This window comes from Pseudomonas sp. GW822-FHT03F04, from assembly GCF_058801405.1.
The window spans coordinates 342234-359025 of record NZ_JBXANF010000002.1; the positions used below are offsets into that span (position 1 = coordinate 342234).

Consider the following 16792-nt stretch of genomic DNA (forward strand, 5'->3'; position numbering starts at 1 on the left):
CCATGTCAAATACTGTCTTCGATATTGTGGGAATTGGCTTCGGCCCCTCCAACCTTGCGTTGGCAATCGGCCTCGAAGAGTCAGCATCAGCGCTGACTTATCGCTTCCTGGACGCCAAGCAGACGCCGGACTGGCAGGATGAAATGCTGCTCAGCGGATCGGATATCCAGAACAACCCTTTACGGGATCTGGTTACGCCACGCAATCCACGCAGCCGCTATGGTTTCGTCAACTACCTGAAAGAAACCGGTCGCCTGTTCGACTACCTCAACTTGCCGCTGACGTATCCGTTACGCCGGGAATATGCCGAGTACATCAAATGGGTAGCCAGCCATTTTCTCGGCGATGTCGAATCTTCGGCGTTCGTCCAGCAGGTTGAACCGCTTCTGTTCAAGGGAGAGCAGGTGTGGAAGGTCACCTATAACGATCAACGATTCGTTTATGGGCGCAGCCTGGTACTCGGCACCGGGCGTACGGCGAATATCCCGGCAGTTTTCGAAGGTCTGACCGGGCCCCGAGTGTTCCACCTCAATCATTATCTGGAGCACATCAACAAGCTGCCACCGAGTGTGCAGCGTATCGGCGTGGTGGGTTCCAGCCAGAGCGCGGTGGAGATCGTCCTTGATCTGACTGCCAGGTTCCCGGACAAAGAGGTTTATTCGTTACATCGAAGCTTCAGCTTTCGACTCAAGGACACCAGCCCGTTCAGTGACAAGGTGTACTTCCCGGAATTCATCGACTACTACTTTGACCTTCCACCAGAAGCCAAATCGCGGCTGGACAAGCAATTGCGGGGCACCAATTACAGCTCTGCCGATGAAGATGTCATCAACGCGCTGTACGTACGCATCCATGAAGAAAAACTGCAGGGCAAGCAGCGCATCAAGATCCTCAATAACATCGCCATCGAGCAGGCGCACATCGATACATCGGGCCAGGTACAACTGGCACTCAGGGAGGTCAATCAGCTGACGCATTCAACCCTTGCTCTGGATGCGTTGGTGCTCGCCACGGGCTTCAAGGATATTGCGGCCAAGGAAAACGGTGAGCTGTATCCCCCGTTGCTCGCGCCTCATCATCGCCAGTTTCGCGCCGATGCTCACGGGGCCCTGGTGGTCAATCGCGATTACAGCCTGACGCCTCTGGATGACTTGCCCGCGGTGTTTCTCAATGGGTTATGCGAAAGCTCCCACGGCTTGGGCGATGCGGGCTCGTTCAGCCTGATTTCCTTGCGGGTGGAACACATTCTTTCCGCCCTGGAGAATAAATTGGCTCAGATCGAGGCCCCGGTACAAGCATTGGCTTGATGCCACCCGGCAGCAGTCTGGAAAGACTGCTGCTCAAACAAGGAGGTTTTATGTTCACAGCGGCGTTGATTTACATACTGGCGGTAATAAGCCCCGGGCCGAATTTCATCATTGTCAGTCGATTCTCTTCACTGGGCTCGGTTTCCACTGGGCTTGGCGCGACCTTGGGCATCTGCACTGTAGGGGTGTTCTTCTCGACCATATCCCTCTTGGGACTGGCAGCATTGCTGCATGAGTACCCGGCCTTTTCCAAAGTGGCCACCTTGTGTGGTTCGACGTACCTGCTCTACATCGCCTACAGCATCATCAAAAGTGTGCTGGCAAAAAATACTGGCACCACCGAAAGCGCCGCTGTTGGCGTCACCAGCTTCAGTAAGGCTTATCGGGTAGGAGTCATCACCAACATCAGCAACATGAAGACGATCGCCTTCATGATCAGCATCTACGCCGGCTTCCTGTCCTCGCCACGCACCGACATCGAAAAAGTGCTGGTGGTCGTGTTGTGCTCAACCCTCGAAGTCATCTGGTATTCCCTGGTGTCGTTGCTCTTCGGCCAGGGCCCGATAAAGGCGCTGTTTCTCAAATACACCCGGCAGATTGACATAGGCCTGGCCGTGTTTCTGGTGGCGTTCTCTCTCAATAACGCAATTCCAGTATTGATTGCCAGTCGATGAGGTCGGGTCATGGAGTGGAACGATATGCTCAAGGATGTAAGCGTGCGCTTCAAATATCGCAGTTGGTTGCTGATCGATTTGCCCTGTGATGGCTTGCCACTGAACCGTCGGATGCGAAACCTGACAAGTGATTATGTCCCGGTCACTTTGATCCTCGACTGCGGCCTTGAGGACGTCTTTTCCATCGTGGATGCCTTGGGCCCCGGGATCAGCTACGCAGCCTCGTTACAAACGGCCAGGCGATATGTTCAAGCTGTTGTGGCTGAATTACCGGCGGCAGGAGCTTTTCAAGACTTCAAATGGGCGTGTTGATGCACTTCGCACGTAGCGCCCCCTCAATTCCAATGAGCGAAATTGAGATTGGCGGGGCAGGCGAGGAGACAGGATGAGCGATACCCCGATCCTCATCAAATCCTCTAATCATTGAAATAGGGCATCAAGTTTGCAGATGCCATACTCCTGCATGAGTTTTAATCGTGAAACATATAAGGGTTAAATGTTGAACATATCGAGCGCTTAGCGTTTAAGCTTCATTGTATTTTTAGAGCCGGTTTTCAGTTTTCCAGGTGTTACATCGCTTCTTGTTTTTGAGTAAACCTTATCAATCATGACTTGCAGGACATGACTACGATTCATCGTGTTACCCAGTAACCGTGTACTTGGATCGCCGGCTTTACAAGCCATGGCACGGTCTAAAAGATCATCCAGTCCGACCCACACATCAGGGGTATCTGGATGTGCGACCAATACTCCGTCGGGATTATAAAGCAACGCATATGACGCATCGGTAAAGCTACGCATAAGATCGATTTGTGATTCCAGTCGTGGTAGATTTAATAAATTCCTCGGTATGGAATCATACGTTTTCGCTTGAAGCCAAATCGATTTATACGCTCTCTGCCCCATGTCATCAGTCACATCCAGGACAATTCCTAAATCAGCTCCCGTATTGGATTCCTTCGTCTGCTTGGAGAACTCCACGTAATTGAGCTTCACCTTCCAACCATTCTCTTCGTAGTTGCTATTAACTGCGCCAAAAAAAATACCTGTGAACATTTCCTCATTGGAAACCTGTGAGAATTGATCGGCAACATTGCTTTCCGCCTGACGAATTCTTTTCTTAATAAAGTTCTTGACTTCTGTTGGCAGCTCTTTCCACAAGTCGGGATTGAAGTTCTGAGGTGTGACTCCGAAGGCTAAATTTACACACTCATCGTTTAAAGAATCCAAATGAGATGGCCCTAGACTCACTACTTTGCAGTCCCCTAAGCCTTGTTTCATTTCTAGAACCATCACCAGCAGACTTTTATCGATACTAGGTACTGGCCAGCGCCCCTTGCCAGAAGGCCGGTCTGTGTTAACAGGAACAAGCTTCCCTTCCACAAGGTAAATCCAAGTCCGTTTAGGCTCGTTCATTTTAGAATCTGTCCCCGCAAAAAAAGGGGACATTACCGCAATCCCTATTGCAGGTCCACGCTAAAAACCAAGAAGTGGAGGGTGAGTTATATGTCGGAGAAACTGGGAAGTGCAGCGGTCAACTAATACCGGACACGACTTAAGGTGGATAATATCCACCGCAAGGAGTATTCGTGACCCATGACCAGACGACGTTTTCCCGAATTATTCAAACGCGAGACGGTAGACCAGGCGCTTGCCGGCACGCCGCTTTGTCATCTGGCCGATGACGGCATCGCTGAGAGCCTGCTAGGCAAATGGAAACTCCGGTCTGCACGAGCAGCGGTACACGTTGACCTGAAGAGAAACGGCACTGAATCAACTTCATCGGCAGCCGCTTCATTGAATGCCTCGCCATGAACACGAAGGACATGGCACGTTGTGAGAGTGGACGCCAGAAGCGAGCTTGTCGAACCAGCGCCTTACGTCGGTATTCTTCAGAAATGAGAACCCGACCACGCAGATTCATGAGCTTAGCTAGTTTATTTTTTTTGAAATGAGAAACTTTACTCTTCAGTTCTGAGAATCAGAGCATCTGCGTCTTCAAATGTGAGCCAAGCCAGGCTAGCTCTGCCTCTCGCAGCTTTCACGCGCAGCACAAGACGCTTGGCACGCTTTACTGCAGATTGTCGAGAGTAAGGGCTCTAGGGATTGGTGACGTAAAATATTCCTGGCTACTCTCTTCAAGAACATTAGTTACTTGGCAAAGCGAAAATATCGTGTCTTCTGTGCTCGTATGCGCATGGCGTGAGTTGTTTGGAAGTCTTCAATTTTCTTGAGCGCGTATTGAATTTCTTCGAAATTATCGAATGAACCGCTTGGCTCAACGACTTTGCAGGGTGAGTCACGGCTTTTAAGCTGGCTAAGCAGTGCGAAAGCCGGAGCGCGAGGAAAAAAAATCGACCCCATGGATAGAAAGGTTCCTTGCAATTTCGCTGCATTCATGAGATTGATCAATAGATAATCTGGCAAATCAAAGATATCGCATAACTCATGCAGAAGAACGTGATGTTTGGAAAACTGTTCAGTTATAAGTCGATCAAAAACGTGGTGGACAGGTGATTGGAGTTTTCCTGTTGCGTCAAGCCGTTTTAGCCACCCCTGCCTTAGCAAAGCGTTGACCGCTGACAATGGGCATCTTAGCAGTGCGGCAACTTCATCCTCGGTAACACCATCCGGATTTGTGGAGTAAAGTTCGGAAACGGCAGAGTATTTGGCGTTCAGGCGGCGGATGATTTCGCAGCGTGGCGGGCAGGTGTATAGATACGAAGACTGTCTTTCCATCCAGTCATAAATTTTACAATCAGCAGACATTTCACCAAACAACAGTCCATTGTCAAAAATCGCCCGCCTTGCGTTATTACGGTCTATTGTGGCAAATCGACAGCAATCATCGGAACATGGTTGGTTGTCGATATAGAACCGGCTCACTGCCCGATCGGCAAGCCAAGCGACAGAAGCAGAACCGTAGTTTATCCACGGTGCTCGATGCAACGATTTAATAAAGCCTGGGTATTTTTCTACCTGGGCGGCGACGGTCATATCAATGTGCTCGATGACTTTCAAAGGAAGGTCGCAATATGTATGGTTGTCATCGCTTCTACGCGCGTCCCACAGAGCGGCGCACACTTTGGCGATCCGATGCTTTTGCAGAACACCTTCAACAACCTGGGGGGAGCCAAATGGGTCGAGCAGACAAGGTGTAAAATTGGCGGTCATCCGGCAGGCCGTTCTACGCTCGAAACCACATTTGCAGTGAAACAGCTGAGCATCGTACCAGTCCTCTGTGGCCCTACAGCTAGGACAACCAGCAATCAATGCCCAACCATGCAACAAGCACATTCCGATATCGCAAATATCATGAAAGATGGGGGATTGAGACATCTCAATACATTGGGGACAATAGTAATACGTGCGCGGGCATGCTCCGCGCAATAAATGAATATCGGCTGCCTTGATACAGGGTGCTTTGCTGGGGTCTACGTTGTAAAAAACATTCCTGAGGCCGTCAGCCAACAATGGGGCTTCTCTGTCGACAATCTTGAGCAATGGCGAGTGTTGACCGAGCACGTCGATCCAACGATCAGGCGAAACAGCAAAGTATGCGCACATGCGCCTCACTGTACCGAACCCATTATAATGCGCCATACGCATTAACAAACTTCTGGGTCCCTCGAACTCGGTAGGCTTGGGTATATAACAGAGCTCACGCATCACACCCTCCTAGAGCTTCGTTTAACTCTTGACTAGAGAGCCGAAATGGGTTGCGCGGTCGACAAAAGTGGAGATCCTCTGCGGCGCAGGCGAAATCCTCCTGCGTGAGTTTGTTGTCTTCTCGCTGTAAAGCGTGTTTCAGGCTGTCATTCAAAAGTATGTTGAGATGGCGAAAATTCCCGTTGGTGGATAAGCAAATGGCCTTGAACAGCAGATCTTGAACGAGGGTTACGCGCTCGGTAAAACCGGCGACTTCAATGACGTTGAGATCAATCAGCTCGAGTATTTTTCGAAATTGGGCGACGGCCCTCTTATTTATAAAATTGAAGTAGCTCAGCCGCGCACGGTAGGGATATCGATCACTTAGCTCTGCGATGGTATCAATCAGCGTTTCAATCTCAGGCAATCCAGCAAGCATTACCGGTATGATTGCCCTATTCAGGATCTGGTTTACCCAGCGGCATACCTTTTTTTTTGTTGCGGTAGCGCCCTGATCAAGAATTCGATGAAATTCATCAAGGATAATCAGTTGGACCTGTTGGGTGATTAAGCGTTGAAAAATGAGCCGATCCAGAGACGCAGTACCCATGCGCTCAAGCTGGCGACGGTTCTCCAGGCCAAGTTTTGTCAGTAGCTCTATCGCTAGCGTCTTGATAGTGGCATTTGGCGGCACCTCGACAAGCAGGCAGGGTGTGGTCAAAACGTGGCTGCAGCGGGTATCGTGTTCCTCATCGGTGTTGAGTTCCATTTCAATCTTTTTGCACAAAGTGGACTTGCCCACCCCTGTCTCTCCGATGAGCATCATCGACGCTGCTGCTTGTCGATCTCGGGTTGTGCTGATGCTTTTTCGTACCAGTTGATGAGCTTGGGCAAAGTTTGGGTGCCACACCACGCACAGCTTGAGCGCCTCGAGTACCTGGCTTTGGCGTTGCGGATTGGCGCTCATGCTCCATCCACCCGCCACACTCCTGTGGTGTCGTCATCCCAAGGATCGTCGACATCGTTCAACTCGGGGCGAGGGTACTCAGCGCCAACGCTTTTCCCTTTTTTCAGCCGAAGGCTCTTGCGTTTGCTCGCCATGAACGAATCGTGATCCTTACTCATGCGTTGTCGCAGATGCAACAACGCGAGGTGTGCGGCCCCGTCATCGAACTCTTTACTGTCAGCAGCAAGTTTGGCTTGGACTAGCTGATGCTCGGAGAGCGTCAGCCCTTCTTGATAGGCACCCTTAGTGCCCCAAGCCGGCACCAAATCGCGCGGAGTAGCGGGCGCCGCGACCCAAATCTTCCCGAGATTCGTTGGATCGTAGAAGCAGATTGCTTTTTCGCCCTTGCGGAGTTTGGCCTTGACTCTGCCCAGGTTTGGCCCGGTCCAGGTCAGTTTGAAGAATGCGGCGCGGTTGCCGGCGAGGGCGGAATATTCAATGCCGCGAAAGAGCTGATCCAGCGCTTCGGGCGAAAACTTTCTCGGTGGCAGCTGGTTCTGCATCGCGCGCTCCCAAGCCACCCGCGGCGGCATATGCAGAGTCCGATGTTTGGTATTGTGGTAAATGTCCTCCAGCCACTCGCGAAAATAGTCCACCAGATTTTCAATGGTGTAACAGGCGTGGCGAGCCGAATCGTAGTCTCCGCATGCATCAGGATTGGAATGGGTCGTGCCGTACTGTTCATGCAGCCACGACTCGAATGTCTTAAAAAAACGCTCAATGCGTGCCCGCGTATTTGGGCTTTCCGGCGGCGGCAGCGTCCACTTGATGCCCAAGCGATCAACAAAGATGGCAATCCAGCTGTTTTTTGTCTCGGGCCCTCCATCGCTGACCAGCAGTATCATCGCTCCGCGCTGATACTCTTCTCCGGGGACTGCCTCGACCGCCATACGAAGCGCTCGCAATGTTTTCTCCGCGCACGGATACGTCAGCGATAGTTCCCAACCGACCACCATTTCCGTGTTCAGGTCGAAGATGACGGTCGCGTAGGCGATCTTGCCAAGCACTCTGTACTCCCGATCTACGACAGTAATGTCTAGGGGGTGAGAATCAATTTCACAGACGTCCAAAGGCGCGCTGGGCCTAGCCTGCTCACCGCTAAACTGATGTCTTTTGTTGGCGGCTTCGGCTCCGAGATGCGCACGATCCGAGGAGTAACCGCAGCGCTTGGCGATAGCGCGCACTACGGTGGATCGGCAGGGGCGGCGTAGCAGCGGTTGCAGGAACGCTGCGCGTTGTCGATTGAGCTGTAGCACAAAACCATCCAGTAATTGATAGATACGTTGGACGGTAATGCGCTCCTTGCGCGTCTCGTATTCCTCGTTAATGAGCGCTTCAAGGCGTTCCTGTATTTCCGCCGAAAGTTTGCGCCCGCGAGGCCTCGTGCTCGGCTGTTTATACAGAGAAAATTCATCGCAACCGTTAGCGCGAAAGCGTGCGATCCAGCGGCACAGCGTTGAGTAGGCGGGAGGGTGGGGATCGTGGGTTTCGCTCGCGAGCCGTTCGATGATTGCCTGGGTAGCCTCTTGGGGAAGGCAGTTGTGAAGTTCGCCCAGCACGGTGCGGATGTAACGATACTTGCGTTTGGCTTCGATCACCTTGGGGTCTTCTGGGAACAGAAAAGCGATGGCGTTGGACCCACGCCCCGGCTTATCGGCGAACAAGGTGATATTGCGACGCTTAAGATCGCTCATGAACGATCCAAAGGGCAGGCAGATAACGCGCAGGTGTGTAAGTGTCGAGAGGGTTACCAGCTCGTCGTCGACCTCTATGACCTCATAGACGATGCCGTCGATCAGATACTGAGCGCCGGTAACCGGCAGCGGTGGCGCCTCAGACACCGTCGTCATCCGGGTATGGGCCTTGGATGATCAGGTCCAGGGTCAGAGCCTGACTCAGGTCGGCCAGCAGCCGTCCTGAGAACAAACAGTAACAGAGGGCCGCGAGGGAGGACGCTGGCAGGGCACTCAACACTTCTCTGATGGTGGCAGGCCAAACCAGCCCTGGCAGGAGCTGCAGGTACACATCAGATTCTTCGGCGCTGGCGTCCAAGCTGCGCAGATACAATTTCTGCAATGTGGAAAAATTCGGCGCATAAACGGCGGCGGCAGCTATAAGACGAAATTGCCAGCCCTGTTCACGGCACAACGCGTTAAAAGCGAGCAGGGTTTCGCCGTGCTGCGCAGTTACACCGGGGGCCTCAGTCTGGATTGTGCAGTAGTACCCGCCGCCTTCACCGTTCGCCACCAGGAAATGGGGGGTGTAGCGGTATTTGTTCGCACCGTCCACCCAGTTGAACACATGAGGCTGTGCCCAATACCGTTGAACGTGCGTTTCCTGTTCCAGGCAAACGCAAAAGTCGGCCTGCAGCCTGCTCCCGCATCGAAGCGAACGTCGGTTCTTTCGTGAAGGGAATGTCGTTGAGAAGTTTCGATGGCCAGCGTGTGGCCAAGGGATGGCGGGGACGGGATCGCAGGGCATGGTGTTGATACTGGCGAACATTTCCAGCCTCCTGATGCGTTCAGGGTCTAGGTGGATTGCACTGTCTATATTATTTAACGTTTCTTTTCCGTTCGCTAACCCAGAATCGCTGCCCACACCGCAACACCAATAGCCCTATCTCGGGCGTTTCAACCTCAGAAAAGTTTTCGCATTGACCTTGTAGATAAGGGTGATCGGCTGCCGTTCGACAAAAATCCACTGTAGAGGCCATGATGGTGTAGGCAGTAGTGGCACCCTGCAGAGGAGCTTGTCTGATGTCGTATATCAAGAATGTTCGTCGACTTCGGGCCATGTTCTTTGGCCACACATTGGTCGATGCCGCTGGCTGTTCAGCCACGGCGCAGGGGATTTCCCGCTGGGGAGGGGCGTGGTGGGCGAGTCGTACTGGCCAGGAAATACCCGACACGTTGAATCACAAATGGCCCGGTTACCTTACCGGCAGTTTTCCGAGGAGCAGGCTGCGCGCAGCCCTGATTGAAGATTTTCCCATCCTGCGAGCCGTACTGGACGATCCTCTCTGGCCCTTGCTGCAGCGTTTGGTGCACCCGAAGGAAGACACGAGTTGCTGGGCCGCCCAACTGCGGCTGAATGGTCGCTCGTTCAAATACTATTCCGTCGCACGCCTGCAGCGTTTGTGCGGCGCGCCGCATTGGCGCCGTTTGTCGGGGCTGATTGCGTTACTTGGCAGCGAGCGTCTGGCCGATCGTGTCTGGCAAGCATGGTTGCGCCGGACATTCACGGCTTATCTGCTCTGCGTGTGTCTGGATTTGCCCGGGCAGTTAGACCCGGTAGCGATCTACGACGTTCTGGAGGAAGCCAACCGTCAGGGAAAACTTGGTCCGCTCGCGGATTGGCCGGCTTCTGCTGCGGGCTTCCGGCAGAGGCTGCGCCGCCTGCACCGCATCAGGCGGCGTCTGCAAAACAGGGGCTGGATACGCGAATGGAGGGCGGACGACCGTTTGCTGTTTTGGCGCGTGCTTCAAGAACGGGCATGGCTACTCCGATTGCTCACCAGCCAGCCTGCCAGCGATTTCAACCGCAGGGACAAACTCAGTAAACAGGTACGGCCTTGGATACGCCAGGCACAACGCGATTGCGTAAGTTTCGAGGCAGCTGCGCCAGGCACCTGGGGATGGTGTGATCCCACTCGCGGTGGTTCGCCTCCGTTCCCTTGGGCCATGCTCTGGGCCTGAGCTTTTTCGCGCAGGGGGAGGGCCAATAGCGGCAGAATTGCGCGATGAATAACGCTTCGCCGCTGATCCTGTCTTTGCAAGCGATCATCGCGTCGCCCGCTGCGCAATGACGCTCTGCCGGATCAACGTGTGGGCAATGGGGCGGTGGGAACACGTCCCGTAGCGCGGAATCAAACCCTGTCCCTGCGTCGACGGCGAATGATCATCCGAGCGCGAGAGGAGAGGTCCGACTCACGCGAGGTGATTGATTCGCCGATGCTGCCTCAAGCGAACCCGTGTGTCGCTGGAGTGGCGGGAGGCTCGACATCATGCTGCACGCTTGCAGAGGCGGCGTTACGGCGACAACCGGACAGACCCGCTTGCAGCGACTCACAGCGTTCACCTTGCAACTGACTTATCCGTCTTCCAGTAGACGTGTAGCGTGACTGGATAACAGGGAGCCCGTCTGAAAATACCCCATCACCGTACCGACACTTCGATGTTCGGTCATCGCCATCACCTCGCCCAATGGTACGCCCTGGCGCCCGGCTTCGGTGACAAAGCCGGAGCGCAAGCTGTGTGCTGCCCAATCGCCCTCCAGGCCCGCCAACTTCGCCCGGCGCTGGACAATGCGTGCGACCTGGTCACCCGATAATCCCGTCTTACCGACCTTGCCGCCTTTATAGAGTCGGCGAAACAGCGGACCGGACTCGGCCGGCGCCACCGTCAGCCAGGCGGCCAGTGCCACGGCCGCCGGCCCGCGCAGCGGTTTTTCACGCCGAATGCCGCCGGTGTCAGTCTTGGTGGTGCCCAAGGTATACAGCCAGGTGTCGGCATCCAGTCGGCGCACATCGTCCATTTGCAGGCCCACCACTTCCGAGCGGCGTCTACCGCCTCCGCTCCAGGCCAACAGAAGCAGGGCGCGGTCACGAATGCCGCGCACGCCGTCGTCGCAGGTGGCGAGCAGCATCTGCAACGGCTCGCGCACGATCGCGGTTTTCTTGCGCACGCTCACGCCTTGGCGCGACTGGGCTTTTCGTGCCTCGCGTAGCAGGGTTTTTAGCGCCGGCGCTTCGGTCGGGCTGTCCCACTCATTGATCCGATGCCATTTGCCCAAGACGGCTAGGCGATGGCTGACGGTGTTGAACGCCAGCGGACCCAGCTTGGTTTTGACCCGGGCGGCCACCAGCGCCGCGTCGATGCTGGTCGGCAACAGGTACTTCCAGCCGCCGTCGGCCAACGGCCGCGCCAAGTGGTCGAGGACAAACTGCACCGCCACGGCCCCGGGGAGGGGCGCATCGCCCAGCGCCCGGCCATAACGTAGCTGCAGCCAGGCCGACCAGTAGGCGAGGGCACTGCGATAGCTGCGTACGGTGTTGACCGCCGTGCCGGCGGCGATAAACGCCGCCGCGGCTTCCTGGGCGTGGAGCGCCAAGGATTGCGGGTCCAGCGGTGGTTCGTCGACCAACGCTAACGGATCTGTAATATTTAATACGTTCAACGTATGATAATTCCAATATCTAGAAAATAACGTCGGATAACATTTAATTATCAGACCCAATATACGCCGAGGTGAGTCATGGCAGTAGGGGTACCGGAGCACGAGGTGTTTGCCGCCGCGGACGCGGTGCTGGCCCGCGGTGAACGGCCGACGGTGGAGCGTGTACGCCTGGAACTGGGACGCGGCAGCCCGGCGCGAGTCGGCGGGTTGCTGGATCAGTGGTGGACGCGCCTGGCCGAGCGACTGAACGGTGAGACCCGCCTGCCGGCGCTGCCGGGCGAAGTGTCACGGGCGTTCATCGCCATCTGGCAGCAGGCGTTCACCCTGGCTCAGAGCACCGCCGAGCAATCGCTTGCCAGCCAGCGCCAGGTGCTGAGCGAGGAGCGCGAGGAGCTGGTTGCCCTCGAGGCCCGTGCCCGGTTGGATATTGCTCAGGAACGGCAGCGCACCGCTGTGGCCGTTTCGGCGCGCCAAGGCGCGGAAACCCGCCTGGTTGACCTAGAGCAGTTGCTGACCCAGCGCCAGGCGCAGATCGATGACCTGCGCAGCCAGCGCGATGAATTCCAAGCACAGCGCGACGACAGCTGCCACCAGTTGTCTGAGCTCCGGCAACAGCTGCGCGACAGTCGCGAACAAACGGAGCGGGCACGAGACGAACAGCAGCGCTACACCCGCGACGTCGAAGACCGCGCCTATCGCGAAATCGATCGAGCCCGTGAGGAAAGCAAGGCGTTGGGTGCGCAGCTCAAGGATGCCCAGGGCCGGCTCAGCGAGGCCCTGCGGAGTACGGAAGAGCATCAACTGACCTTGGCCGATGCCCGCGAGCAGGTTCAGGCCGTGCGTAGCCAAGCCCAGTCATCGGCCGCGCAGCTGGAGCAGGCTCGGCAACAAGTAAGGGACGCGGGTGAACAAGTTAGTTCCTTGCAAGCTGCATTGCAGGCGGTGCTCGAGGAACTCGCCGCAGCGCGTGAGCGTGCAGTCGCTGCCGAAGCTCGTGCTGAGGCATTGGCCAGCCGCCCCCGGCGCTCAGTGAAAGGTCGTGGGTGATTCAGAAAATGCTCCATTCATCCTTTTCAAGGCGTTCGATCCTTTCATCAATCGGGCAGGCATTCCTCGCCGCCAACTGTTGGAGCTGAGTCGTTGTCTTCTGCCAAAAAGAACCGGTGGCATTGGCTGTCCACCAAACCGGGCTTGCTCCTGGCCCTGTTGCTCAATGTCATTCAGAGTTGGACTACATACCGCTTCTTCGGGATTGATGCATCCGCGATGGCGTACCTGATGGGCGCTTTTGCCGTCTTCATCTTTTTAGTCGACAACCGCGACGACCGCTTTCTCAAAGGTTTTTTTCTGATTGCGTATGGCGTGATGATCCAATTTTCCTACGACTTGGTATTCAAACAAGCATTGGAAGGCTCGGACTGGGCAGATAATGTCAAGATGCTGCTGATGATGATCACTATCGGTTCTACCGGGGCAGGCGGGAGCTTGATCGCCACGCACAGTGATCGCAGTTCAACCGACCTGGAATCCAATACCAATCAATCCAATGGTGAGGCGGCTTTCAGTCGACTCGGCACACTCGAACGTCAGATGCAGGGGTTGGATCGCAAACTGGACCGATTGATCAAGCGGGTGGGACTGGCGAGCGCTTGCCTGTTGTTCGCCGGGCTTATGCTAGTGATCTTGCTGTTAGCACGCTGAGTCAGTGCGAAAGTGTCGCTGCAATTGGAGACACAGGTGTGCCGGGGCAGTTAGTCAGTCCGCCACAGCACGCCCGCGGTGAGACTCAGATGGCTAGGCGACGCTTGAAACCCTCCAGCCAAGTCCTGGCCATTGCCGAATAGGGGGCTTCAGGCGCAGCTGCGGCCTTGAGTTCCTGTAGCATGCGGTCACGTAACAGCCGCAGCCGGGTGGCAACACCGGCTGCGGCTGTTCCTTGTAGCTGAAGAGCGGCATCCGGCGCCTCCAGCGCGTCAATCGACGTGGCCAAGTCGATGATGAGGTCGCCAAGGAACTCCATGCTACGCAGCACGCGATTGCGATCCTGCAGCAGCTTAAGACGGTTCAATCCATACACCTGGATTGAGACTGCACCGCGCTCTTGCTGCGCTGGTGTGCCGGTCGGTACGATCAATCCCGTAGGGTGGACAGGGTCAACGCTGTACAGCAGATGTGCGGCCGGATCGTCATTGCAGGGATTCAGGAGCAATGGCTGCTCCTGGGAGAAATCTACACGTTCCGCAGTAGTTCGTACCCCACCGACAGCTAAGGGGAAGCTGTTTTTCTTTCCTGCTTGGGTCAACGACGGAGAAGTACTGGCCGCCAATACTGCCAAGCTTGAGGAAGCCGTCACGATCACCTGACCGCGCTTGCGATTGCAATCGATGCATGATGGCAGCAGATTTTCCCACTGCATGGCGATCCACCAATAGCCGCCATGTGTGGCTGCCTCGGTTACCCCCCCCTTAGGCCGATAATGCTCAATATCGACCGGCGCCGACGCGGCGTAATAGGTCTCACAGTACGCACATTTGCCGTGAAACATTTTCTCCAAAGCACGGCGGACATCGTCACCCTTGTAGGCCGTGTACTCGAAGCTCTTCTTCTTTTGGCCAACCGGGGCGGGGGTGGCGCGGTGCACGCGTAGCCGGGCAAGTTCGTCGCTACCGGCGGCCCCAAGTTGAAGGGAGGCAGGAGTAGGAGCACGCTGGACTTGGCGCATGATCACAGGCCCTCCAGCGCGGCAAGGATTTCGTCCTTGGCCTTACGTCGTAATGCATGCAATGCCTCACTACTCGCGGCGCGTCGTCGGGCCAGATACTCGGCAACAGCCTGCTGCACGAGTCGATGTGCCTCGCTTGAGCCGATAGGGAGGGCACTGTTGATGTCGCGTTGAAAGCCGCTCAACATCTGCTGATCATCAGTACTCAGAACGTCGCCACGGCTACGCTTGGCCATCAAGTCGGCAATATTGGCCAGATGGCGGTCGGTGTAGGCGTCGTCAGTGGAGAGCATCTGGAAAAAATCCGATGTGAGTAACTGTTCAAGCCTAAGCTCCGCCACCGCAGGAAGGCCGGCGATGCTTTCGATGGCCATCGGGAATTGACTGTCCAGCCGAGCCTCCGAAGTGGCGATGCGTTGTACCACCGCGACTTCACCGTCTGCCATGCCGCGCAAGCACAATGGGTCATGTGTGGTCACAATGAAGGTCATGTTCGGCAGGGCTGCGCGCAGGCGTGACATCACCTGTACCTTCCAACGCGGATGCAAGTGGGCCTCGATTTCATCAATCAGGATTACCCCGCGGGCTGCCTGAAAATTCTCGAATCCAGGATAAACTGTCGGACTCATCAGCCCTTTGAGGATGTCGCAGACCATTGCCAACATCGACCGATAGCCAGAGGACACGGCGTGAAGCGGCGTGTGGTTGAAGCGTATTGAACCGTCCAGATCGGCCACGCTGGTGACCATGCACAACGCGCCGGTGACCGGCATGCGTTGAATGACATCGAATTCACCATCGATTGCCAATACATCGCGCAGTGTGCGAATCACCATGTCGAAGCGATCTTGTTGAAGCCTGCTTAGCCAGGGCTCGGGATTGGAAAGCGGATGACCGTCAAACAGGTTGCGCACATGGCTATGAGCAGTTGGACGCTGGCTGGTCTGACCGAATCGACGAAAAGCACCGTAGGCAAAGACAGGGACCTGCTGGTTACCCAGATCGCTGTCGTGGGTGGGCTGCCGCTGGTCGATACTCAACTGTACCCAGCGCTGGTTGGTCAGTTCGATTCGAACGTGGGCCTGCGCCATCTCCCTCGACTGTTCAACGCCGAGCTGAGTAGGGTCAATCACCATGTCAGCCCAGGGTACATTGAGTGCGCTGCGTAACGCCGTGGGGACTAGGGTCAAGGCAATGGCTTCCAGAATAGAACTTTTTCCGGTGGCGTTTTCACCCAGAATGACCAACGAAGGAGTCAGTTTTCCATGGTTCTCCGGGGAGCTCGCCGATGGCTCGTTAAGCCTGAGGTCCAGGCGCTCAATAGCTTTAAAGTTACGAATTTGAATAGCAATCACGGCGTCTTTTGCCGGGGGCAGGCGCCTGACCTGCGTGCCATTGGCGCGAAGGTACGCGTCGTCACGCTGCAGCAGGTGGCGCGCCTGTTCCAGAAGTGCTGCGGCATCGGGGGTCGCAGCCCATTTGTAAAGGGCATGGCGCACGCGCTCGACAGCCAAGTGCCGCCCGATGCCTTTGATCGACAGATGTTCAAGCAGGCGCCGGAGCAGCAAATACCAAGTACCCCCGAACTCCAGGTTCTTGAAATCAACCAGCTGGTCAATGTTCTTGAACTCTCCTGAAACCACGCACGTGCGAAGTGCTTCCAAGCGCCTTTGGTAGACCTGATAACGTTGATCGCGGCGCTCTGAGCGGTTGAGGTCGAAGATGGCAATGGTTTGCTCGCCGCGCGTTGTGCCTGCCAGCAATTCACCGTCGAGCGTGGGGATCAGGTGTTTGGCAAACTGCCGCTCTTGGGTGGGATCCAGCAGCAGGGGCTCTTCCTCGGGCGAGCCAAAATGCCAAAGCCCATCGCCACTGCTGACATACGCCTGGACCTGGTCCAGTGCTGGTGGTCGGCAGCGCGCTCTGCGAACTGGAAACTGCGGCTCAATTGGCGTGCAGCCGTGACATATGGGCAGCAGGTTCTGCCACGCGTCGGCGAGCCAGAGGTAATAAAGATGCGCATCGCTGGAACGTGTAACTGGCAGCGCATTACCTGGCGGACGGAAGCGATGAACGACCAGCGCAGCACTGGCTTCACAGAAGACACAGCGCTGTCCGCTCATGTCGGCCAGCGATTCCAGCAGCTGAGGTTCTGCCGGAGTGAAACTGATGGCCGGCACGCTGGTTTGTGCCCGCCGCTGAGGCTCCAGCTGCCAGAACTCCAGCATCGCTTTTCGCGATGCCTGGGCATTCGGGGAGC

At 55.8% G+C, this 16792-nt stretch carries 15 protein-coding genes; 7 read left to right on the plus strand and 8 right to left on the minus strand.

All coding sequences use genetic code 11. The features are described 5' to 3' along the window. The first annotated feature begins 2 nt into the window (after nt 1-2). Genes AC1RMX_RS05220 through AC1RMX_RS05230 form a run of 3 tightly spaced genes read left to right on the plus strand, consistent with a single transcriptional unit; the run spans nt 3 to nt 2293 of the window. Nucleotides 3-1307, plus strand: a complete 1305-nt coding sequence (locus AC1RMX_RS05220) for a SidA/IucD/PvdA family monooxygenase (protein ID WP_493070812.1) — start codon at nt 3-5, stop codon at nt 1305-1307. A gap of 50 nt (nt 1308-1357) precedes the next feature. Next, nucleotides 1358-1981, plus strand: coding sequence for a LysE family translocator (locus AC1RMX_RS05225; protein WP_102619876.1), 624 nt, complete (start codon nt 1358-1360; stop codon nt 1979-1981). Nucleotides 1982-1990: 9 nt separating this feature from the next. Beyond that, nucleotides 1991-2293: a hypothetical protein gene (locus tag AC1RMX_RS05230; RefSeq protein WP_096820437.1), complete on the plus strand. Its 303-nt coding sequence runs from the start codon at nt 1991-1993 to the stop codon at nt 2291-2293. Between the two features lie 204 nt (nt 2294-2497). Here the strand turns inward: AC1RMX_RS05230 and AC1RMX_RS05235 are convergent, their stop codons facing one another. Further along, nucleotides 2498-3430 carry a hypothetical protein gene (locus AC1RMX_RS05235; protein WP_493070814.1) on the minus strand — a complete coding sequence of 311 codons (933 nt, stop codon included), beginning with the start codon at nt 3428-3430 and terminating at the stop codon, nt 2498-2500. A 147-nt stretch (nt 3431-3577) separates the two neighbouring features. On the opposite strand from AC1RMX_RS05235, the gene AC1RMX_RS05240 reads away from it, so the two are divergent. Further along, nucleotides 3578-3796, plus strand: a complete 219-nt coding sequence (locus AC1RMX_RS05240) for a hypothetical protein (protein ID WP_493070816.1) — start codon at nt 3578-3580, stop codon at nt 3794-3796. 336 nt (nt 3797-4132) lie between these two features. Here AC1RMX_RS05240 and AC1RMX_RS05245 read toward each other — a convergent pair whose 3' ends face one another. The 4 genes from AC1RMX_RS05245 to AC1RMX_RS05260 are packed head-to-tail and all read right to left on the minus strand — an operon-like array spanning nt 4133 to nt 9137. Next, nucleotides 4133-5650, minus strand: coding sequence for a hypothetical protein (locus AC1RMX_RS05245; RefSeq protein ID WP_493070818.1), 1518 nt, complete (start codon nt 5648-5650; stop codon nt 4133-4135). Next, a complete protein-coding gene (locus tag AC1RMX_RS05250; protein ID WP_096820440.1) occupies nt 5643-6596 on the minus strand; it encodes a TniB family NTP-binding protein in 954 nt (317 codons plus the stop codon). The genes AC1RMX_RS05245 and AC1RMX_RS05250 overlap by 8 nt, the downstream gene beginning before the upstream one ends. After that, entirely contained in the window at nt 6593-8485 is a 1893-nt protein-coding gene (locus AC1RMX_RS05255) for a TnsB C-terminal domain-containing protein (RefSeq protein ID WP_493070820.1), read from the minus strand. The genes AC1RMX_RS05250 and AC1RMX_RS05255 overlap by 4 nt, the downstream gene beginning before the upstream one ends. Continuing rightward, nucleotides 8469-9137: a hypothetical protein gene (locus tag AC1RMX_RS05260; protein ID WP_493070822.1), complete on the minus strand. Its 669-nt coding sequence runs from the start codon at nt 9135-9137 to the stop codon at nt 8469-8471. Before AC1RMX_RS05260 ends, AC1RMX_RS05255 begins: the two co-directional genes overlap by 17 nt. A gap of 254 nt (nt 9138-9391) precedes the next feature. Between AC1RMX_RS05260 and AC1RMX_RS05265 the strand changes: the two genes are divergently transcribed. Beyond that, nucleotides 9392-10330: a hypothetical protein gene (locus AC1RMX_RS05265; protein ID WP_493070824.1), complete on the plus strand. Its 939-nt coding sequence runs from the start codon at nt 9392-9394 to the stop codon at nt 10328-10330. Between the two features lie 394 nt (nt 10331-10724). Here AC1RMX_RS05265 and AC1RMX_RS05270 read toward each other — a convergent pair whose 3' ends face one another. After that, nucleotides 10725-11810, minus strand: coding sequence for a site-specific integrase (locus AC1RMX_RS05270; protein ID WP_493070825.1), 1086 nt, complete (start codon nt 11808-11810; stop codon nt 10725-10727). 78 nt (nt 11811-11888) lie between these two features. Between AC1RMX_RS05270 and AC1RMX_RS05275 the strand changes: the two genes are divergently transcribed. Next, entirely contained in the window at nt 11889-12857 is a 969-nt protein-coding gene (locus AC1RMX_RS05275) for a DNA-binding protein (RefSeq protein ID WP_493070827.1), read from the plus strand. A gap of 93 nt (nt 12858-12950) precedes the next feature. Next, nucleotides 12951-13511, plus strand: a complete 561-nt coding sequence (locus AC1RMX_RS05280; RefSeq protein WP_493070829.1) for a hypothetical protein — start codon at nt 12951-12953, stop codon at nt 13509-13511. Between the two features lie 85 nt (nt 13512-13596). Here AC1RMX_RS05280 and AC1RMX_RS05285 read toward each other — a convergent pair whose 3' ends face one another. Next, nucleotides 13597-14532 (minus strand): HNH endonuclease family protein, encoded by a 936-nt coding sequence (locus AC1RMX_RS05285; RefSeq protein WP_493070831.1) that lies wholly within the window; start codon nt 14530-14532, stop codon nt 13597-13599. A 2-nt stretch (nt 14533-14534) separates the two neighbouring features. Next, nucleotides 14535-16760 carry an AAA family ATPase gene (locus tag AC1RMX_RS05290; protein ID WP_493070833.1) on the minus strand — a complete coding sequence of 742 codons (2226 nt, stop codon included), beginning with the start codon at nt 16758-16760 and terminating at the stop codon, nt 14535-14537. Nucleotides 16761-16792: the final 32 nt, after the last annotated feature.